The following is a 22,025-nucleotide window of genomic DNA, read 5'->3' on the forward strand; positions in this document are numbered from 1 at the left end:
GTTCTATTGTTGGATGCTAGAAAAAATTTTATATTAGGATATTTAGGGCTTAATAATAAGTCTGATTTAATAATTTCAGTCGGTTTGATATTTATTGTTGCTGGGTTTATCTTACCTCTTCCCGCGGTTATTTTGGATGTTTTGATTACTGTTAATTTAGTAATAAGTCTTTTAATTATTTTAATTGTTCTTTATTCTAAGAGATCTCTAGATTTTTCTGTTTTTCCTACCTTATTACTTGTGATGACTATTTTTGGACTTGTTCTTAATATTTCTTCTACTAGGTTGATTTTAACTAAAGGTGTAAATTTTGATGGGCAAATGATAAGAACGTTTGGTACATTTGTTGTAGGTAGTTCTGGAATTCAAGGACTTGTTGTTGGATTTATAATATTTATAATAATAATTGCTGTTCAGTTTATTGTAATTACCAAGGGAGCAACAAGGGTAGCCGAAGTTGCAGCTCGGTTTGCTCTTGATGCGCTTCCTGGCAAGCAAATGGCCATTGATTCTGCCTACAGTTCTGGAAATTTGACAGAAGAAGAAGCTACAAGGCAAAAAAACGATTTACAATCTGAAGTCAATTTTTATGGAGCAATGGATGGAGCTTCTAAATTTGTATCGGGAAATGTTAAGGTTGGATTTTTGATAACTCTTATAAATATTCTTGGTGGTTTGTTGGTAGGAATAACTTTGCAAGGTCTTAGCTTTAACGAAGCTCTTAATAATTATGTTTCATTGACAGTTGGTGATGGGCTTGTGTCTCAATTGCCGTCTCTTTTAATTTCAACGGCTACAGGCTTGATTGTAACTAGATCGATTTCAAAAAATAGCTTTGGTGGCGAGATTTTTGAGCAATTCACAAATTATTTAGGAATTTATTGGATTGTTTCTGGATTTTTGTTTTTCTTAGCTTTTCTTCCTGGATTTCCAACCTTAATTCTTATTTCTTTAAGCTTGCTGATTGCATTTTTAGCTTATTCTCTTTCAGGAATAAAGCGCAAAGAAGAAATTGCTGAAAAAAGGAAGCTGGAAGAGGAGCAAGCGTCAGTGTATTCAGATAAAGATGTTGCGCCTGTTGTTCCTCTTGATCCACTAGCTCTTGAAATTGGATATAATCTTGTTCCAATAGTTGATGATACAAAAACTTCTGAACTACTTGATCGTATTATTAAGATAAGGCGTGAGATTGCATTTGAATTTGGAATAGTTGTGCCTAAGATTAGAATAGTTGACAATATGCGACTTCAACCCAATGTTTATTCTTTTAAATTAAGAGGAGTTGAAGTTGGACGAGGTGAGATTAAACTTGGTAAATTTTTAGTGATAAATATTGGAATTGACTCTGGAATAGATGGAGATCTTGTTAAAGATCCTTCATTTGGACTTCCTTCTCTTTGGGTAAATGATGATGGGCGAGAAACTGCTGAAAAATTGGGTTATACTGTTGTAGATCCCCCTTCGATTATTGCTACTCATATGACAGAGCTTATTAAAAGACATTCTTACGAAATTTTGACTCGTCAAGATGTTCAAAATACCCTTGATGTTTTTAAAAAAGATTATGGAGCTATTGTTGAAGAAGTTCTTAAGAATTTTTCAGTTGGCGAGATTCAAAGGGTTTTACAGGGGCTTTTAAAAGAGCAGGTTTCAATTCGCAATTTGGTTACAATTTTTGAAACAATTGCAGATTTTACAAGCATTACTAAGGATATATTTTTCTTGATTGAAAAATGTAGACAATCAATTGGAAGGCAAATAACTAGTGGATATTTAGACTTAAATTCTGAGCTTAATGTAATAACCTTAAACCCCGGTTTTGAGCAAATAATAATTGATTCTCGTGTGGAATCCAATCATGATCTTATAAGCTCAATTGATCCTAATTTGAAAACTAAATTTATTTATGAACTTTTCAAAGTTGTAAACGAAGTTCAAGCAGAAGGGTTTTATCCAGTCATCCTCTCAAGTGAATCATCAAGGCCTATAATAAAAGTGATAACAAGCAGAGAGATTCCAGAGCTTGTTGTTATGTCTGTTTTAGAGGTTCCCCAAAATATTAAAGTTAATGTTCTTAAAACGGTAGAGGTTAAAGAATAGTATTATGGTTCAATATTTTACAGAAAAAGGCCCAACTTATAATGAAGTTATAGAAATAATTAAGAAAAAATATGGTAAGAATGCTAGGGTTATGACCTATAAAACTATTCCTCATGGAGGAATTTTAGGCTTGTTTACCAAAGATTGGGTTGAAGTTTCAGGTTATGTTAGATATGATATTGGTAATCAACAGATTAATGTTGAAGATGAAAAGCGAAAGATCCTGCAAAGCATTAAAAGAGAAGAAAATTCTTCAATCGAAGATGTGCTCAAAGAAGTTAAATCTCTTAAAACAGAGCTTGCTCATAAAAAGGAAAATATCAATCATCCAACAATTACAAAAATTGAAGATATTTTAAGAGAAAATGATTTTTCTGAAAATTATATTAAAGACATTAATGAGTTTATTAAAAGAGAATTTAGTTTGTCAGATCTTGATGATTACGAGAGAGTTAGAGAAGACGTTGTTTTGTATATTGCAAAGACAATTAAATGCTCAGGCTCTATTATTGATAATCTTAAGAAAAGGGTTTTTATTTTAGTTGGTCCGACAGGTGTTGGAAAGACTACCACAATTGCAAAACTTGCAGCAATTTATGGCATTAATGGAGAATCTAAGAGCTTGAATATTAAGATTATTACTATTGATAATTATCGTATTGGGGCTAAAAAACAAATTCAAACTTATGGTGATATTATGGGCATTCCGGTTAGAGCAATTGAATCTTTTAAAGATTTAAAAGATGAAATTACTGATTCAAAGGATTTTGATCTTATACTTGTTGACACAATTGGCAAAAGTCCTAAAGATTTTATGAAGCTTGCTGAGATGAAGGAGCTTCTTAATGCTTGCGGAAGAGATGCTGAATTTCATTTGGCTGTGAGCTCTACTACAAAAACATCAGATGTTAAAGAAATATTTCATCAATTCTCTCCTTTTAATTACAAAACTGTGATTTTTACCAAAGTGGATGAAACTACTTGTGTTGGAAATTTGATAAGTTTGATTTATGAAATGAAGAAAGTAGTTTCTTACGTTACAGATGGGCAAATTGTTCCTCATAATATTAGTGTTGCAGAACCACTTACTTTTATTAGAAAAATAAATGGCTACAGAATAAGCGATGATGCAGAATTTATTAAGAAGATAAAAGGTAAATCTTATTATTAAGGATAGTTATAATGGAAGATCAAGCTCAAAGTTTAAGAGATATGATGAGATTAAATGGTAAATTTAATTTTTCAGTTGATGAGAAAGTTCAAAACAGTAAAACAAGATTTATTGCTGTTAGTAGTGGCAAAGGCGGTGTTGGTAAAAGCAATATTGCAATTGGACTTGCTCTTAAATATTCTGAGCTTGGCAAAAAGGTATTAATACTTGATGCTGATATTGGAATGGCTAATGTTAATATTTTGCTTGGAGTTATTCCCAAATATAGTATATATCATATGATTACTCAAAGTCGCGATATTAGGGATGTAATAACAAAAACAGAGTACAATATTGATCTTTTAGCCGGTGCTTCTGGTACAATGGAGCTTTTAGACCTCTCTGATGTTGATGTTAATAAATTTATAAAAGAATTATTAAAAATATATGAATATGATATAGTTGTAATAGACACTAGTGCTGGGATTTCAAGGCAAGTTATTTCGTTTTTACTTTCCAGTGACGATGTTGTTATTGTTACTACTCCCGAGCCTACTTCAATTACTGATGCTTATGGGATAATAAAGGTTTTGTCTTATAAGATGGAGAATTTAAAAAACTTAAGACTTATTGTTAATAGAGTAGCTAATGTTAGTGAGGCTAAGGGGGTTGCCAAAAAGGTTATAGATATTTCAGGGCAATTTTTAAATTTAAATATTGATTATTTGGGATACATTTATGAGGATCAAAATATTAGAAGCTCTGTTTTCAAACAAAAGCCTTTTGTTTTGGTAAATCCAAATAGTAAAGCTAGCTATTGTCTTGATTCTATTGTTGCCACTCTTGAGGAGGTTTCTCTAGATAGCAGAAAAAGAAGAGGTGTTATAGGTTTTATATTAAGATTTTTTGGTGTGGAATAAGGCATTATGTTTATAAGTAGGGAATTAAAGTATATTTTATTAGCCAGTGTATCAGCATTATTTATTTCAGCAATTTTAGGTTTGTTTTGTGGTTTGCCATTTTTTACAATTTTAGTAAGATCTTTTTTGCAGTTTGTATTTTTTTTTGTTATTGGACTTTTAATCGAGTTTATCTATAAAAAGTATTTATCGAATCTTTTTTCAACAGAATTGTCTAGTGATATGGAAAATAATCTTCAAGATAATAAGAAGACAGTTTACAAGGATTTAAATGAGAATCTTGATTTCCAAAATAAAAATTCTCATTATGATAACTCTCAAAATAACAGTAGTAGTGTTGATTTTATAGAAGAGGTCAAAAAGTATAAATTTGAGACTGAAGATATGAATGAGGCAAGTGTCAAAATTAAAAAAATGTCATTTATTGAAGATAATGATCCAAAAGTTGTTGCAGATGCTATTAAAACTTTAATGAGCAGGAAGGAATAAATATGGATAATAGGGTTATAAATTTTTCTGAACTTTGTGATAAAATGCGAGTTTACTTGGAAAGAGAAAGTCATGTTGATTTGATGGAAATAGAAGCAGATACTCTTGAAGAGGCTTTAAATGATGCTTCTTTAGAACTTTCAGTGCCTTATAAAGAGCTAGATTATGAGATTTTGTCAAAAGGCAGTAATGGCATATTGGGATATGGAAGGAAAAAATGGAAAATAGTTGCCTATAGAAATTCTTATAGCAAGCCTAAAGTGTCTTTTGATTCAAAAAATGATTCAGGAGAAGAAAAAACGATTTCATTGGATGGTGAATTTTTTATCAGGAAATCTTCTAAAGGTGTGTTTCTAAAGGTTATCTCATCAAGGGGACAAGGAGTTTCTATTAAGTATCAAGATGTTCTTTCTAAATTAGAATTACATAGCAATATTGAAAAGTTTAATAAAGACATTGTGAAGGGTGTAGTTGAGAATGCTAGTGGATACTATGAAAAAATTGCTGATTTTGAATCTGATCCTTCTGAGAATGTAACAATGATGGTTCAAATATCAGAAAATTCAATGTCAGTTACTATTGAATTTACCGCTCCTGGAATTAATGGAGCTGAAATTTTTGCACAAGATATTTTTAATATTCTTAGAAAATATGGAGTTATAGATATTGCAATACTTAAAGATAAAGTGGCAAAATTTGTAGATTATCCTGTTTATGGTGAGCCTGTTGAACTTGCAAGGGGGTTAGAGCCAGTAAAGGGCAAGGATTCTTATATCGATTTCATTGTTGATGATAATAATAGGCTTGGTGAGTATGAAGTTTCAAGCATAGGATTTAGGAATGTTGTTGAGGGCGAGGAATTGGCCAGAATTATTCCTTTTGGGAAAGGTGTAGATGGTTATACCGTTTTTGGCAAAGTGTTAAAATCAGAGAGTGGGCAGGATATTAATTTTGTTTTAGGTGAAAATACTTTTAGAGATGGTTATAAAATTCTTGCAAAATGTAATGGGTATATGTCTGTTTCATATGGTGTAATATCTGTTCACAATATTTATTTAGTCAAGGGTGATGTTGGACCTGCTACTGGAGATATAGTAAATAATGGAATGGTTCTTGTTCAAGGCAGTGTTTTAGATGGATACAATATTATGGCCAAAAGTGGAATAGAGGTGAAAGGATTAGTGGGGCGGTGCAATTTAAAAACGGATGGGTCTATTATTTTTCATAGCGGTGTAAATGGCAAAGGTGATTCTAATATTTATGCACGGGGTAATATTAGGGCTAAGTTTTTAGAAAATGTTACTTTAAATTGTGGTGGTGAAGTTGAAGTTTTAAGAGGCATTGTGAATTCTTCAGTTTCTTCTAAAAAGAGAGTTCTTTGCATCGGTAAAAAATCAAAAATAGTTGGTTCTAATGTTTATGCTAAAGAAGAGGTTAGGGCTTATTCTATAGGTTCTGATAGAAGTTGTGAAACTTGTATTGACGTTGGTTATGATCCTGAAATTAAAGATTTGCTAACCAGGTTTACTAGCCATCTTGAAAAGATTGAAAAGCGATTAGAAGTTTTAACCAAAGATATTGCTGCTTTAAAAAAGAATATTGTGCTCATTACAGATAAGTCAGAAAAATCCTTAAAGATTGATAGTTACAATGAATTTGTTAATGAGAGTAAAATTCTTAGAATGGAAATAAAAATGATAGAGGCTAAGCGAGTTGATTTGCAAAACGAGCTTGAAAATACTAAGATAGAGGGTAAAGTTTCTGTTGAAAATGTAGCTTGTTCGGGTGTTAAGCTTTATATTAAGAATGCTTTTTATGAGCTTTCAAAAGATTATATCAACGTTACCTTTGTAGAGGATGATAATTACATTAAAGTTATGACTTATATTCCCTTTAAGTCTGGGTGAATGATCTTTGATATAAGGATTTGGATATGGATACATTTGAAGTTTTTAAAGTGTCTGTTGTTGGCTCTTTTAAGACTAGGCAACTTTTAAGTGAAGATGAAAAGCATAAGAGATTAAAAATTAATCAAAATGCTAGATTTAAATTTTTAAGAGATTGTCATACTGATTCTGAAGTTAATAATGTATGTTCGGTTGGTAGAACTGAGGATAATTTTTTGCTTTCATTTCCAGTTAAAAAAAATAAGAATGAAGAGAAGATAATGCTTGGTTTGTATGCTGGCAAATTTGAAGATCCTAAAATTGGTAAAAATGTTAATATTAAAAGATAAAGTGTTTTAGGGCTTTTATATGTTTATTGTTTTTTATTTTATTTTAATTATATTTATTTTTATATATTTTCATGTGTATGTTAATTTAAAAATAAAATCTAATAGCATACTTAGAAAGTTTAAAAGCGAGGTAGATAAAACAATCATTGAAATTAATCAAGCTACGGATAGAAATATAAATATTATTGAAATAAAAATTGAAAGTTTAAACAGAATCATTAAAGAGGTTGATGAGAGAATTGAAATTCTTGATCAGAGATTGTTGGGGTTTAACAACGGCTCTATTCCTGGAAATAATTCTTCTAGTTTTGGATCTAAGAGTGATGGAATTTATAAAAACAATTTGGATTATTCTATGCCTACTATTGAAAAAAATATAATAAAAGAAAGTTATAATGTTCGCAATCAAATTATTTTACTTCATGAACAAGGTATGTCTTTTGAAGCTATTGCTAAAAAATTTAAGTTAGATCTAGGTGAGGTTGAGTTAATTGTTTCAATACATAGGGGAGGTATTCATGAAAAAATGGATAGGTATTGATCTTGGAACCACTAATACTGTAGCATCGTATTTTGATGTTAGTTCTAAGATAATATTAAATGAAAGGGGTGAGCGAATGACCCCTTCTATTGTTTCTTTCTCAGATAAGGATGTTCTTGTTGGAAGTGCCGCTAAAAATCAAATATTAGTTAATCCTAAAAAGACATTCTATGATTTTAAGACTAATATAGGTTCTAATACTTTTTATAAAGTAGATGGTGAATTTTATAGAGCAGAATATATTTCAGCACATTTGCTTTCCAGTGTCAAAAAGAACGCTGAAAAATTTTTAGATGAAGAGATTGAAAATGCTGTAATAACAGTTCCTGCGTATTTTTCTGAGATCCAAAGAAGAGGTGTTGTTGAAGCTGCAAATTTTGCTGGTTTGAATTGCAAGGCCATACTTAATGAGCCAACTGCAGCTGCTATCGCTTATGCCTTTGAAAGACAAATTGATGGAATTTTTCTTATTTACGATCTTGGGGGTGGAACTTTTGATGTAACTCTCATGGAAAAGCAAGGTGAGATCTATACTGTTCTTTCGGTTAAAGGACAAAGCCGACTTGGAGGAAATGATTTTAATAAGATCATTGAAAAGCATGTTTTAGATAGTTTTAAAAATGAATATCCCGATTTTAATTTAGAAGATGTTTTCCTTCTTGAAGAATTAAGAGAACGAATTGAAGAAGGTAAAAAAAATTTATCTGTTATGGAAGAGGTTGACATCACTTTGCTTTTTCTTGATGGTAAACATTTAAATTACAGACTTAAAAGGAATGAATTTAATTTAATGATAAGTGAATATGTTGAAAAGACTATTCAATTGTCTATGGAATGTATTGCTGATTCTGGGGTTGATATTAATAGTGTTTCAAAAATCATACTTTCCGGTGGCTCAACAAGGATTCCTTTGATTGAAAAAGTTTTAAAGGAATCTTTTCCTTCTGTTTCGATTTTAGACGCTTTAAATCAAGATGAAGTTGTAGCTATTGGTGCAGGTATTCATGCTTTTAGTCTTTCTAGGAATGATTCTATTATTAAGTTTAAAGATGTGACTCCTTATTCTCTTGGACTTGAGATAAAGGGCAATGAATGTTTTACTTTAATAGAGAGAAATGCAGCTTTACCAGTTTCTAGGAGCAAACTATTTACGACTACTAATGATTATCAGGATGAAATTGAGATTCATATACTTCAAGGTGAATATAAAAAAGCTTCTTTGAATTGTTCTATAGGTAGGTTTTCCTTTGGGAATATTCAAAAAGCTTTAAAAGGAATCCCCAAAATAGAAGTACTTTTTACATTAAATGAAAGTGGTATTTTGAGTGTTAATGCCAAAGATTTGCAGACAAATTCTTCTAACTTTATTGAAATAAAAATTACAAGTTCATCTGACAATGTAGCAAAAGAAAGCCTTTCAAATACTTTTACAAGTATTATTGATTGAAGACTTAAAGAAATAAGATATTTTTTTAAAAATAATAAATTATTTTTCCCAATATGTTATCAATTTTTATAAATCCGTAATCTCTTGAGTCTAATGAGTTTTTTTTATTTTCTCCTACGACTAAATAGTGATTGTCCGGAATTTTTTCAGTATTTTTTTTTAAAATATTTTCATCTATTTTGAAGTTTAAGTCATGTATGCATATTCCATTTTTTTCTATTTGTTTAAATTTTTCTCCTGGGATTGCAAAAATTTTTTTGATGGCAATTTTTTTTGTTATAGGATCTTTAATAAGTACCACTTCATTTTTTTTGGGATTTTTCCATAATAAAAAGTATTTTTGTTGATTTTTAAGTCTAATTCCATATGCAAATTTGTGATTTACAATCCAATTTTTGTCAAATATTGTTGGGGTCATTGATTCGCCTTTTACTATGTAAAAGGATAAGAACAATTTTATTAAGGTTAATAAAAATAAGGAGGCGGCTAAAATTGACGCTAGTGCATATTTGTGAGCTTTAAATATTCTCATAACTTTTAAACAATGCTTTCATTAAAATGCAATTTTCTATTGTATAATGAAATAGCATGTTATGATTATACCAAAAAAAAAGCAAAGGGTAGAAAAACGTAAAAAAAATTTTTTATTTAATAGCAAAAAGAGTGCTAATTTAGAATTAAAAGATTTTGCCAATATTAGGAATATTGGCAAAATAAGAAAAAAGGTTTTCAAGTTTAAAAACTTTTTAAAAAAAATTGATTTTTTTTTAAAAAAGTTTTCTTTATTTTTCTATAAGCTTAAAATACAAAATATCAATCATTATGAATATAAATATTATTATAAGGGCTTGAGAGAGAAAGTTTTTGACATTTTTAGCTTAAAACTTGATTATAAGCTCGTTTTTAAGCTAAATGCAATAATTTTTATTTTTATATTAATATTTTATATTAATATTTTTTCTTACTACGATTCATATGTTTTTTTAAATAGACTCGCTTTTCCAAAAGATTATTTTATTGATACATTTTTATATTATAGCGATCAAGATATAGCCCAAATTAGTAGTTATTTGCTTGAATCTAATGTTTCTACAAATACTCCCGGATTTAAAAAAAATTTTGTATTAAAGGTATTGGACCATAAAATTAAGCCTGGAGAAACGCTCTCCCATGTTGCAGCTAGGTATCAGATAACCAGTGAAACTTTAATTTCTTTTAATGACATTAAAGATGTAAGAAGTATTAGGCCAAATTCGGTTATTAAAGTTCCTAATATGAAAGGAATTGTTTATGTTGTCAAAAAAAATGACTCTATTTCGTCTATAGCTAGTGCTTATAATGTTCCCAAGGTGGATATTTTAGATTCTAATAATCTTGATAATGAGGTTTTATTTTTAGGGCAAAAATTGTTTATTCCTGGAGGAAGATTGCCCAAAGATTTTTTAAAAGAAGTATTAGGAGAGACTTTTATTTATCCTGTACAAGGTGTTATTACTTCAGGATATGGTTATCGACCAGATCCTTTTACAAGAGTTATTAGCTTTCATAATGGAATAGATATTGCAAATTTAGCTAATACCCCTATTAAAGCTTCAAGAGAGGGTATTGTTGTAACTGTGGGATTTAATGCTGGAGGGTATGGGAAATATGTTGTTATTTCTCACAGTAACGGATTTCAAACTTTATATGCGCATTTGAATTCTTTTGCTGTTAAAGTTGGGAAAAAAGTTTCAAGAGGAGCAATAATAGGTTACATGGGAAGTACTGGATATAGCACAGGTAATCACTTGCATTTTACCATTTTTAAGAATGGTAAAACCGAAAATCCTATGAAATATTTAAGGTAGTGTTTTTCATATATATTTGGATATATTAATTTTTTTAAGTATTTGAGTTAGTCTTTTGCCTTCTACTAAATCAATAAGCCTTCCTTCAATCATTTGTTTGGCCTTTAAAGAGAATTTTGATGGAGCAATACAGAGCCCTTTTATTTTATTTTCTTTTATTTTTGAAATGAAATCTTTTAAAAATAATTCACCAAAAGTGTCTTGTTCAGTTCTTACAAAGCGTACTATTAAATTTTCTTCCCACTGATTGTTAGCTAAGTGAAAGTTCATATCAATAAATTGTGATGTTATTTCGTTTATTTTAGAATCTCTTACTTGAAATTTATTTAAATATAGTTTTAAAATAATTTCATTTGCTAGTTTTTCAAAATTTTCTTTTGAACTGCGCAAATATATTCTTAGTGCTATGTTTTCGTTTAATCTTTTGCTAAATTCTAATTTTTCTTTAATTTTTTTGTAATTTGGATCAATATCTTCAACTCTGGTAAAAGCTTCTGTAGCTTTTTGATAATTTTCAACAGAGATTTGGAGTTCTCCAAGATTATAAAATAATTCAAGAAAAATTTTTTTAGGCAAGTCAGGTTTTACTTTTATTATTTCTTTAATATTTTGTTCTAATTTCTCTAATTCTTTATTTTTTGAATGAATCTCTGATGTAATTAGCAAAGCCTCATAAATCATTCCGTCTTTTTGTTTTATTTTGTTAGCAATCTCTAGTGCTAGATGATCTTGGTTCATTTTTGATAAAGATTTAGCATATGCTAAAAGAGCGTCAATATCTCCTTGTATATGTTTTTTAATGTTATTAAATATTCCAGCAGCTTTTCTATAGTTTTCCAGATTAAATAAAGTTATTCCTATGTGTTTTAGAATGTCTTTATTATTTTTATTAAACTTGTAGACTTTTGTAAGATAGTATAGAGCTTCTTTATACATTTCATTTTTTAAGAATGCTATGCCAAGATAATAATTTGCATCCTCATCTGTTTTTTTTATCAAGTAAGCTTTTTTTAAAAATTCTAAGGCTTCTCTATTAAAATTTCTTTTAAGATTGTAAAATCCATAGCTTAAAAAAGCTTTAAATGTGTTTATTTCTTGGCTTATTGGGTTGTCTTCTATTAATTGGCATAATTTTTTTGCATATTTTATACCATTCTCATAGTCTTTATTTTTATAGTAGTAATCATTTAAAATTTCAAGGGCACCTATTTCGTTTGGATTTGTTTTTAATATAGAAATTGCTCTTTCGATTAATTTTCGTGTTCTCTCGTCATCTTTTTTGATTTTTCCTTTAGTTTTGCCCATTGTAAGTTTTAATGCGATTTTAAAAAATAAAAATACTAAAATAAATACTGTTAATGAAGAGATTACTATAAATAGCGATAACACTCGTATTGCTCCTAAATTCAAAATATCTCATTAATTTGTATAATCATCATATCTACTTTTAATAAAAGCTATTTACTTAAAATAAAAGTAATTTGTAAGTTGAACATCACATTATTTATATTATATTATAGTTATAATAATAATGATAACTATAATTAGTACATAAATTTGGTTTCAATAAAATAAAGCAAAGAGGTTGTAATTTTTGAAAGGGTTTTTAGCAATAAAATTATCTAATAATGAGTATTATTCGGTTTTAAATTTAGATGATAGTTCTGTTAAAAGAGTAATATTGGGCAAGATTGCGGGCGATACTAGTATTAAGTTGAATTTTTATGTTAGTGAATATGAAGATTTTTCAGCTCCTTTTTTAGTTGGTTCTTTTTTCTTGGATAATCTAAAAAAGGAAAGCTTGAGTGTAAATGTTTATTTTAAAGTTATAGATGAAATACTTTATGTTTATAGTGAATCTGATGGGATTCAAGATAAATCGAAGTTCGATTTAAGTCTTGTAGATTTTAATCAAAACTTTAAAGAATCTAATGGGGAGGGCGACCTTTTAAATGGTTTTAAAAGCAATATTGGCAATGATTTGCCTGTTGAAAATTTGGGTTCTGAGTTTGATTTAAATTTTGAAGAAAGAGATGATTTTGTTAAAAAAGATGTTTTTGATTTAACTATGCCTATTGTTGATTCTGTAGATTTAAAAACCGAAGAAGATCAAAAAATTGAGTTAAATGATTCAGATGATAATGATAGTGATAATGATGATGATGATTTCAAAGAAGAGTTTAATTTAGAAGCTAAAAAAATTGATTATATTGATGAGGGGTCTTTGAATCTTAATAATTTTGAGTTTCAAGAATTAAAAGAATTTTCTTCTGAAGAAGAAGATTTGCATGATTTAAGTGTTGAAGACATTATTGCAGATATTGACAAAGATTTAATAGATACTTCAGATGAAGATGTTGAACTAGATCTTAGAGAGGATTTTGAGAATGATGTGGTGAAAAATAATTTTAAATTAAATTCAAGTGAGGGAGTAGTTCATTCCCCCATGTTATATTTAAGTCTTATTTCTCTTTTTCTTCTAATATTTTTTTCTTTATTTTTAATTTTTTCAAAAATTTTAAAGCCCAGAGATTTTGTCTCATATTACTTTAAATGTGGTAAAAATAGAATTGAGAAATATGGAAAAGATCAACATGTTTAATAGAAATTTTTGTGTATTGCAAAATTTTCTTTTTTTATCTTTAAGTTTTTTTTCATGCTTTGTGAAAAAAGAAATTTCAGGTAGTGATTTTATCAAGGTGCATTCAAAAGAGTTTGATTTAAATAATTTGAATTGGTTATGGAATTTTGATTATTCAAAAAAAAATTTTGATAAGCATTTTAACATAGATTCAAGTTCTTATATATATGTTGCTTATTTGTTTAAAAAAATAGGATTTGAAGAGAAATTTGTAGAGTATATGAAAAAGGCTATAGCTGATGGGGATAGTATTGCATCCCAGTTTGCCGGAATTAAACTTATTGAATATTTTAACTCAATAAAAGAGTATTCTTCGTCTGAATTGATTGGAGAGAGACTTCATAAAAAATACGAAAATAATAAATTCATTATGCTAGGCTATTTTAAAAGTCTTTATTGGCAAAAGAAGAACGATAAAGCACTTAGTCTTTTAAGTAAACTTGATAAGATGAAATTTTCTGATTATCAGGAAAATGAAAATATTTTGTTAAAGGCAGCTCTTTATCTTAATCTTTCTAATGTAAGTGAGTCAAAAATTTATTTTAATAAGCTTTTTGAGAATTTACCTTCAAATTATTTACATGTAAGAGCTTATGATTATTTTATTATTGAAAATAAGTCTAAATACTTTAGTGAAAATTTTTTAAATCTTGTTAGGTTTAAGTATGAAGTGGCGAATGGTAATTTTAATAGTGCAATAAATATATTGAATAAAAATGGTTTGCGTGATTATTATGACAATAATGTTGTGTTAAGCGATGTTTATAAGGCTTTTATTAGTTCTGGAAAAATTTCAAATGCTTTAACATTTTTTAGTAAAATAAGGAGCAAATATAAGAATTATTACTTAGGCATTTTAAATCTTAGGAGAAGAAATAATTTAGGACTTCTTATTTTAAAAGAATATCTTGAAGGTTTAAATCTTAGTAATGAGATTAACAGGCTTGCTTTGCTTAATACGGCTTTTAGCAATTTAATTTTTACTAAAAGTGCAAGAGATTATTTTGCCGAAAGTGTAGCCAAGTTTTATACCGAGAGCGATAAAAAAAATTCTACTTTTATTAAGATTTTAGAAGAATATATTTTAGAATCAATTCAGCTTGAAGACTATGGCAACCTTTATAAACTTTATTCTAATGCTCAAAAAGTTATTTCTGATTCTATTTTGTCTAAGCTTGCCTTTATTAATGCTAGACTTATATATCATAAATTAATTAAACCTAAGGGAAGCGGAGAGTATAAGAGTCTTTTGCATTCTGCTGTTAATTATGATAAATGGTCTTATTCTTCATTTATGAGTAGGTACTTATTAGATCAAAATATTGATGATTTTTTTACAAGCGGGCTTGATGTTAAATATGAACAATCTGATTATGAGATTTTTTTAGAGAGGTTTTTAAAATTCAATCTTTGTCATTATCTTAGAGAGTTTATTTCTGAAGATTTTAGGAATGGATATAAATTTTCGCTCGATTTTTATCGAAGAGTATACGATGAACTTTTAAAGAGTGAAAATTATTATGATGCAACTCTTGTAATTAATTATCTTGTAAGTCAAGATGAATCTGCTTTAATGGAGAGTGACTATAAAAGGCTTTATCCTTATTTGTATGGATCTCTGGTAGAATATTGGGCTAAAAGGCGTGGACTTGAAACTAGTGTTGTATTTTCTTTAATAAAAGCAGAGAGTAGCTTTGAGAAAAATGCTGTCTCAAAGCCCGGTGCTATTGGTCTTATGCAGGTTATGCCGTCAACAGCAAATGATATTTCTAAGGAACTTAAGTATTTTGATTATAATTTAAAGGCCCCAAAAGATAATATAATAATTGGGACATATTATTTGAAAAAAAGAATATCTACAACCGGTAGCCTTTACAAAGCCCTTGCATCTTATAATGGAGGTATTGGCAATGTTAGAAAGTGGGAAAAAAGTTATGGACATTTGTCTAAAGAGCTTTTTATTGAGGCAATTCCTTTTAGTCAGACTAGAAATTATATTAAAAAAATATTAGTTTATTCGATATTTTATGACGCTTTGTATGAAAAGAAGGGAATAGATTCGGTGATAGTTAAAATTATGGGTGAATTTCCTAAAAATTAGTATTGGAGCATTTAATGACAAATATTTTAAGTGTAATTATTCTGGGTATTGTTCAAGGTATTACAGAGTTTTTGCCAATATCTAGTTCTGGGCATTTATTGCTTTTTAGACATTTTATGCATTTAAATCTTCCAATAATATTTGATATTTATTTACACTTTGCAACAGTTTTGGTTATTATTATTTACTATCGTCAACGAATTTTAGAACTTTTTTCAACTTTTATAAGGTTTTTTTTAATAAAAACCGTTAAATCTGATTTAACAAATTTAAAGTTAATGTTTCTAATATTAATAATAACTATTGTTACCGGAGTTGTTGGAACTTTTATTTCAAAATACGAGAGAATGTTTACATTGCCTTTTGTTTTAATTAATTTCATTATAACAGGGATTTTAATTTTGATACTGGAATTTAATTTTTTTAAAATTGATTTTAAAGGCAATATTTTGTTAGTAGGAATTTTTATGGGGCTAATGCAAGGTTTAGGTGCGATTCCAGGGATCTCTCGTTCGGGAGTTACAATTTTTTCTGCGGCGGTTTTAGGATTTAATAGAAAGAGTGCATTTGAAATTTCATTTTTGTCTTTAATCCCAATAGTTTTTGGAGCGATTTTATTAAAATATAAAGAATTTTATGATGCTTTTATGGTTTTAAATTTTTTTGAAATAAACTTAGGAGCATTGGTTGCTTTTGTTGTTGGTATTTTATCAATAAATTTCTTTTTCAAAATGCTTAATAACAAAAAACTATATTATTTTTCAATATATTTATTTGCACTTTCAATTACAGTTTGTTATTTTTTTAGAATATGAAAGATTTTTATCAGTATTTTCAATTTTTGTTTTTTTTTATGCTTTCGGTTATTTCTTTTTCCCTTTTTGTAGCATTGACCCCTTTGAGCAATATATTTATGTTTTTTGTTTTCAACCTAATAGGACAAATACTGCTTAATGTTTTTTCATTTTTATCATTTTATTTAATAATTTATCCACTTGTTAATTGGTACGCTTATAAAAAACATATTTTTACTAAACGATTTATATTCAATTGGAATTATACTGTAATATTGTTTTTTACTTTAATATTTTTAATAAAAATTAATTCTAATGTTGAAAAATCTTATCTTATTAAGATATTTCTTGTCAATTTTGGTACAATACTAGGAAATTTTTTTATTTTTATTTTTTTAATATTAGAATTTGTTGTTTGGATTTACTTGAATTATGCCTTTTTCAAGGATGTTAATTTTATTTTAGATACTTTTAAATTTTTAGAGTTTAAGATCAAAATTTTGTTTGAAAATATATTAAGTTATTTTCCCTTTTCAAATTCATTGGATGTAAAAAAAGATATTAAAGTTTATGGAGATTTTGCAGAAGATTTAAAAGATTCTCAAAGTTTTGATGAGAAAAAGAATATTATTAATGATGAGGAATATCAAGCTTTATGGTCATTTAGTGATTTTTTAAGAAGCAATAGAAAGCCTTCCAATGTTAATTTAGCCAAAACTGTTTTTGAAAGCTCAGATCCAGATTCCAGAGAATCAGACTCTTTAAATAAGGAGACTTTAGATGATAACGCTTTAAATTCAGCTGAAATTGATGATTCTTGCGAATATAAATATTTGGATAATCTTGAAGATAATAAGCTGATTATTAGTGGGAAGGTTAAGGCCGGTGAGATAAGGGCTAAAGGCATAATTAGTAAAGTTACTGTTCCTCATGTTTATAACGAAAATGTAGTTTTAAATAAAAAAAGTGATTCTTACGTTATTGATATTTCAGTTTTTGACCAAAAAGAGGTTAAAAATAATGTAGAGGATGTTGAATATGAGAAAGAAATTCAAAAGCAATCAATTATTCTTCAGGAGACATTAAAAGAGTTTAATATTAATGCTAAGTTAATTGATGTTATTAAAGGTCCTGTTGTGACAATGTATGCTGTTCGTCCTGATAAGGGGATTAAACTTTCTAAGATTACTTCTATTTCTGATAATATTGCCTTAAGACTTGCAGCTATTAGGGTTAGAATTATTGCTCCAATTCCTGGCAGGGAAGCTGTAGGAATTGAAATTCCCAATAAAAGACGTGAGTTTATTTTAATTTCAGAGATAATAGACAGCAAGGAATTCAGAGGTGATTTTAGAATTCCTTTTGCTCTTGGGAAAGAGATTAGTGGTGAAAATATTGTTTTTGACCTTGTTAGTTCTCCCCATCTATTAATAGCTGGTGCAACCGGAGCGGGTAAATCGGTTTGTGTAAATTCTTTAATTGCATCAATTATTTTTTCCAAATCTCCAGATGAAGTGAAATTAATTATGATAGATCCCAAAATAGTTGAGCTTAAACTTTTCAATGATATTCCTCATTTATTAACTCCAGTTATTACAGATGTAAAGAGAGCCTTAGAAGCTCTTAGATGGTGTCTTGACGAGATGGAGAGAAGGTATGTGTTTCTTGATAATTTATTGGTAAGAGATATTTCCTCTTATAATAAAAAAATAAAAGATGAAAATTTGAATTTAATGGCTTTGCCATATCTTGTAATAATTATTGATGAATTTGCAGATCTTATTCTTTCTGCAAGAAAAGATTTAGAAAATTTAATTTCTAGACTTGCTGCAATGGCTAGAGCTGTAGGTATCCATTTGGTTCTTGCAACCCAAAGACCTTCAGTTGACGTTATTACAGGGGTAATAAAAGCCAATTTTCCTTCAAGGATTTCTTTTATGGTAGCCAGTTCTATGGATTCTAGAATAATTCTTGGATCTTCTGGTGCTGAAAAGCTTTTAGGAAAGGGCGATATGCTTTATATTAGTTCTTTAAATCCTTTTCCCAAAAGAATTCAAGGTGGATTTTTAAAGGAAAGAGAAGTTTACAGACTTGTTGAAGAGGTTAAAAAATTTGGTTTTCCAAATTATATTGATGATGAAATATTTATTGATAGTGCAAAAGAGCCAGATTCAGTTGCTCTTGGACCTTCTGACGAGCCAATGTTTGATGAAGCTCTTGAGATTGTTAAAGCCACAAGAAAGGCATCAGCATCTTATCTGCAAAGAAGATTAAAGATAGGTTACAATAGAGCGGCTCGAATTATTGAAATTATGGAAGATATGGGATACATAGGGCCTGTTAATGGATCAAAACCAAGAGAGGTGTTAATTTAAAATAAAGAGACATCCATTTGAACATCTCTTGCTATCTATCTATTAGTTTTCTGTTTTAATTTTCTTACTTTTTTTGCTTGTTTTCTTTTAAAAGCTTTTTCTTTTTTTACACGGATTGTAGATGGTTTTTCATAATATTCTCTTCTTTTCCATTCACGAATAATTGCTTCTTTTTCAATCATTCTTTTAAAACGTTTCAATGCTTTTTCAAGATTTTCATTTTTGTCCACAATGACTGTTACCAAAAAATCACCTCCTTTTACTCTATTCTTTTAATATTATTTATTATTTTATTTTTGTCAATAAGCATGCCATTCAAAAGGAAATCTGGGTTTATTGCTATGCCATTAATTCTTACTTCGAAGTGTAAATGAGGGCCTGTTGAGAGACCCGTATTTCCAGTATGCCCAATATATTCGCCAGCACTAACTATTTTATTCTCACTTGTTCCCAATTTTGAGAGGTGAAGGTAAATTGTAAATACACCCGGTAAATGCTGTATTATAATGGTATTGCCCGTTAGCTCTCTATTTTGTGCAAATATAACTTTTCCTTTACCAGCAGCAAAAATTGGAGTATTTTCTCTTTTAAATGGTGCATAATCAATCCCATTGTGCATTGTATAATTTGAAATTTTTTTGTTGCCTTGCATGTAAAGTCTTAAATCTCCGTATTGGCTTGTTATAATGTATTTATCTTTTATAGGTTTAACTAAGGCATCATAGTGGTATATTGTTGTGTCTCCAATGTTACCAATAATATTCCATAAAAGCAAAGCTTGTTCTTTTTGTTTTATGGATTTTTTTTGGGTAATAAGCTTGGCTTTTTCTTTATTAAAACTAATTTTTGTTTTTTTGAAGTTAAATTTTTTTATTTCTATTTCTTTGATATAGCTTTTATTTTCGAATTCTATTTGAATTTCTCTTTTTCCCTCTTTTATCATTGGTGTAATTCCTATAAATGCTATGTAATAAATTTTACTTCCTACTGTAAATTTAAACGGAGAAGAACTTACAATCGGATTTTTATTTATGCTTAAAAGTGATAACTTTTTAAAGTTATCATTACTTGCAAAGTATATGTAATCTCCTTGAAATGCCTCTTTTTTATATAGGACTTTAGGAATAGCATTAGTTATTTCTGAATTTATATTTTTTATTCCCAGAATACAAAATATAAGTAAGATTTTTTGTATTCTAAGCATTGAGTTGAGCACTCTTTTTTATGTCTATGATTTTCAAAATTTTTTCTCTTGGGCAGTAAAAATCTTCATTAACTGTAAAAATTATGTCTAAATATTGATCTTCTTTTATATTTAATTCTTCTATTTTTCTTGTCCCGTTAAAAAAGATAGCTTTATAGTAATCATTTTGTGATTTAATGCGCATATTTATATGTTTTGAGCTTTGATTTTTATCAATTATTTTTAGTTCTTGAAGGTAAACATTTTCCATCATTAGTATTGGCTCTCTAAATTCATAGCCATAAGGTTCAAGTATTTCTATTGTTTTAAAAAGAGAATCTTTTGATAAATTTTTTGGAATAATAGCATCTATTGATATTGATTTATTTTCATCAGTAGCTTCATATTTAACTTTTGTAGTTGCATATTCTAATTCTTTAATAAAGTCTTCGAGTAAATTTTCATGCAGTGTAAATCCAGCTGCAGCTTTATGTCCCCCCGAATTTATTACTAAATGAGAAGGTATTATAGATATTAGTGCTTTTGAATTGATTTTATTGTTTGATCTAATTGATCCTTTAATAATATTATCTTGCTTTGTTAAAAAAATAGCAACTTTTTGGTAGTAAATAGAAAGTCTAGTTGCAATTCTGGAACTTATTCCTTTTGGAGTATTTTTATCATAGCAAACTATGAATTTATCGTTTTTAAAAATAGTATTTTTATTATGCGAATTCCAAGCTTTTTCTTCTTTATATTTTCTCTGTTCATTGATTTCTTTTATTTCTTTAAATTTATTTTCTATTTGATTAATGTCGTTAGTTAATAAAAAATTTATTGCAATATCTGCTTTTTCAAGTCTTCCTGTTGAGTTTAGTATTGGTGCAATTTTATATGCGATATCCATTGAAGTTATGTTTGGTTTTGTTAATATGTTTGCATCTTTTAATAGATAATTAATAGACATTCTTTCTCTTAGAGCAATTTCTTTAAGCCCTATTTTTAGAATTATTCTGTTTTCATTAATAATAGGCATATTGTCTGCTATTGTTCCTATTGCTACAAAGCTAAGTCTTTTTAGGCATTTTTGGAGCAAATTTTTATTAGTTTCAAAAATTACATTGTAAAATATGTAATAAAGCTTGTCTTTAATCTCAACTTCTTTATATTTAAAATATTTAGTTGCTTGGATTAAATCTTTTAATGTTTTTTTTCTAAAATTTGGGTATTTTTTTATAAAATTTTCACTAATATCAATTGTGTTTATATTTATGCTTCTTCTGAAGTGTTTATTTAATAATTGATCTTGATCTTCTTTGTTAAAGACTATTATATATTTGTTTTGTACAAAGTTTTCTAGTTTGTTTGAGTTAATTAAAGGGTCATTTTTATTATTTAATATTAGGTATTCTTTTAAAATATAGTTGTTTATTTTGATTGCATGAAGAATTATTTCATTTTTTGTTTGTTCTAAAAATAAAAATACAAGGTTTTTAGAATAAAGATCTGTGAAGGACATGCTAAGAGCAAGACAAGTCTTAAAACTTACACAGCATCCTGCTATTTCTTTAAATGGATATTTGTCATCTTTTAGATGGGGATTTATAACTATGCTTCCAGTTTTAAAATCTTCACTTGGAAGATGGTGGTCTGTAATTATTATTTCTATTCCTTTTGAATTTGCATAATTTATTTCTTCAATACTAGAGATACCATTATCAACGGTTATTATTAAAGAGATTTTTTTTTCTAAAGCTATGTTGATTAATTCGTTTGAAAGTCCATAAAATTCTCCATTTGAAGGTATTTTATAACTAACATTAAGTCCAAAATCTTTAAGAGTTTCATACATTATTATTGTTGCTGTGATTCCATCAGCATCTTTGTCTCCAAAGATTAATATGCTTTCATTCTTTTCAATTGCTTTGTTAATTCTTTTTATAAATTTACCTATATTTTTTAATAAAAATGGGTTGTGTAGTAAATTTACGCTGTCTTCAAGGAAAAACATGAAATCTTCTTCTTTGATTTCTCGCCTTATAAGCAAAGTTGCTTCAAAAGGATTGATATTGTATTGCTTGGCAATGCGAGTTAATTCTTGGTCTTGTATATTAGTTTCTTTTTGCTGCCAAATTTTCATTTATTTCTCTAAAATTCATTTTTCAATCGATTATTCAAGGATTTTTCTTTACCAATTTCAC

The 22,025-nt window shown here is 28.2% G+C and carries 18 protein-coding genes; 13 read left to right on the forward strand and 5 right to left on the reverse strand.

Going from position 1 to position 22,025, the window contains the following annotated elements; genetic code table 11:
• Window positions 1-6 precede the first annotated feature (6 nt).
• Genes flhA through BLO14_RS02960 form a run of 8 tightly spaced genes read left to right on the forward strand, consistent with a single transcriptional unit; the run spans window position 7 to window position 8,883 of the window.
• A complete protein-coding gene (gene flhA, locus BLO14_RS02925; RefSeq protein WP_091972643.1) occupies window positions 7-2,100 on the forward strand; it encodes a flagellar biosynthesis protein FlhA in 2,094 nt (697 codons plus the stop codon).
• Between the two features lie 4 nt (window positions 2,101-2,104).
• Entirely contained in the window at window positions 2,105-3,271 is a 1,167-nt protein-coding gene (flhF, locus tag BLO14_RS02930; RefSeq protein ID WP_091972645.1) for a flagellar biosynthesis protein FlhF, read from the forward strand.
• An 11-nt stretch (window positions 3,272-3,282) separates the two neighbouring features.
• On the forward strand, window positions 3,283-4,170 hold the full coding sequence (locus BLO14_RS02935) for a MinD/ParA family protein (protein ID WP_091972647.1): 888 nt from the start codon (window positions 3,283-3,285) through the stop codon (window positions 4,168-4,170).
• A gap of 6 nt (window positions 4,171-4,176) precedes the next feature.
• Window positions 4,177-4,659 carry a hypothetical protein gene (locus BLO14_RS02940; protein WP_091972649.1) on the forward strand — a complete coding sequence of 161 codons (483 nt, stop codon included), beginning with the start codon at window positions 4,177-4,179 and terminating at the stop codon, window positions 4,657-4,659.
• 2 nt (window positions 4,660-4,661) lie between these two features.
• Entirely contained in the window at window positions 4,662-6,566 is a 1,905-nt protein-coding gene (locus BLO14_RS02945) for a FapA family protein (RefSeq protein ID WP_091972651.1), read from the forward strand.
• A gap of 26 nt (window positions 6,567-6,592) precedes the next feature.
• Entirely contained in the window at window positions 6,593-6,895 is a 303-nt protein-coding gene (locus BLO14_RS02950; protein ID WP_091972653.1) for a hypothetical protein, read from the forward strand.
• Between the two features lie 19 nt (window positions 6,896-6,914).
• Window positions 6,915-7,436, forward strand: coding sequence for a DUF6115 domain-containing protein (locus BLO14_RS02955; protein ID WP_091972655.1), 522 nt, complete (start codon window positions 6,915-6,917; stop codon window positions 7,434-7,436).
• Window positions 7,414-8,883, forward strand: a complete 1,470-nt coding sequence (locus BLO14_RS02960) for an Hsp70 family protein (RefSeq protein ID WP_091972657.1) — start codon at window positions 7,414-7,416, stop codon at window positions 8,881-8,883. Before BLO14_RS02955 ends, BLO14_RS02960 begins: the two co-directional genes overlap by 23 nt.
• A gap of 25 nt (window positions 8,884-8,908) precedes the next feature.
• Here BLO14_RS02960 and lepB read toward each other — a convergent pair whose 3' ends face one another.
• The gene (lepB, locus tag BLO14_RS02965; RefSeq protein ID WP_091972659.1) at window positions 8,909-9,415 is read right to left on the reverse strand and encodes a signal peptidase I; all 507 of its coding nucleotides are present in this window, start codon (window positions 9,413-9,415) and stop codon (window positions 8,909-8,911) included.
• A 61-nt stretch (window positions 9,416-9,476) separates the two neighbouring features.
• Between lepB and BLO14_RS02970 the strand changes: the two genes are divergently transcribed.
• On the forward strand, window positions 9,477-10,730 hold the full coding sequence (locus tag BLO14_RS02970; RefSeq protein WP_091972661.1) for a M23 family metallopeptidase: 1,254 nt from the start codon (window positions 9,477-9,479) through the stop codon (window positions 10,728-10,730).
• Between the two features lie 6 nt (window positions 10,731-10,736).
• On the opposite strand, the gene BLO14_RS02975 is transcribed toward BLO14_RS02970, so the two are convergent.
• Complete coding sequence (locus tag BLO14_RS02975; protein WP_091972663.1) at window positions 10,737-12,119, reverse strand: tetratricopeptide repeat protein; 1,383 nt, start codon at window positions 12,117-12,119, stop codon at window positions 10,737-10,739.
• A gap of 205 nt (window positions 12,120-12,324) precedes the next feature.
• On the opposite strand from BLO14_RS02975, the gene BLO14_RS02980 reads away from it, so the two are divergent.
• The 4 genes from BLO14_RS02980 to BLO14_RS02995 are packed head-to-tail and all read left to right on the forward strand — an operon-like array spanning window position 12,325 to window position 18,641.
• Window positions 12,325-13,332, forward strand: a complete 1,008-nt coding sequence (locus BLO14_RS02980; RefSeq protein ID WP_091972665.1) for a hypothetical protein — start codon at window positions 12,325-12,327, stop codon at window positions 13,330-13,332.
• Window positions 13,325-15,472, forward strand: a complete 2,148-nt coding sequence (locus BLO14_RS02985) for a flagellar assembly lytic transglycosylase (protein ID WP_091972667.1) — start codon at window positions 13,325-13,327, stop codon at window positions 15,470-15,472. Before BLO14_RS02980 ends, BLO14_RS02985 begins: the two co-directional genes overlap by 8 nt.
• A gap of 14 nt (window positions 15,473-15,486) precedes the next feature.
• A complete protein-coding gene (locus BLO14_RS02990) occupies window positions 15,487-16,287 on the forward strand; it encodes an undecaprenyl-diphosphate phosphatase (RefSeq protein ID WP_091972669.1) in 801 nt (266 codons plus the stop codon).
• Window positions 16,284-18,641 carry a DNA translocase FtsK gene (locus BLO14_RS02995; RefSeq protein WP_091972671.1) on the forward strand — a complete coding sequence of 786 codons (2,358 nt, stop codon included), beginning with the start codon at window positions 16,284-16,286 and terminating at the stop codon, window positions 18,639-18,641. Before BLO14_RS02990 ends, BLO14_RS02995 begins: the two co-directional genes overlap by 4 nt.
• A 35-nt stretch (window positions 18,642-18,676) precedes the next feature.
• Here the strand turns inward: BLO14_RS02995 and rpsU are convergent, their stop codons facing one another.
• The 3 genes from rpsU to recJ are packed head-to-tail and all read right to left on the reverse strand — an operon-like array spanning window position 18,677 to window position 21,964.
• Window positions 18,677-18,886, reverse strand: a complete 210-nt coding sequence (gene rpsU / locus BLO14_RS03000; RefSeq protein ID WP_091972673.1) for a 30S ribosomal protein S21 — start codon at window positions 18,884-18,886, stop codon at window positions 18,677-18,679.
• 14 nt (window positions 18,887-18,900) lie between these two features.
• Entirely contained in the window at window positions 18,901-19,845 is a 945-nt protein-coding gene (locus BLO14_RS03005; RefSeq protein ID WP_091972676.1) for a M23 family metallopeptidase, read from the reverse strand.
• On the reverse strand, window positions 19,838-21,964 hold the full coding sequence (gene recJ, locus BLO14_RS03010; RefSeq protein ID WP_091972678.1) for a single-stranded-DNA-specific exonuclease RecJ: 2,127 nt from the start codon (window positions 21,962-21,964) through the stop codon (window positions 19,838-19,840). The genes BLO14_RS03005 and recJ overlap by 8 nt, the downstream gene beginning before the upstream one ends.
• Window positions 21,965-22,025 lie beyond the last annotated feature (61 nt).

This window comes from Borreliella japonica (genome assembly GCF_900099615.1).
Taxonomy (GTDB): domain Bacteria; phylum Spirochaetota; class Spirochaetia; order Borreliales; family Borreliaceae; genus Borreliella; species Borreliella japonica.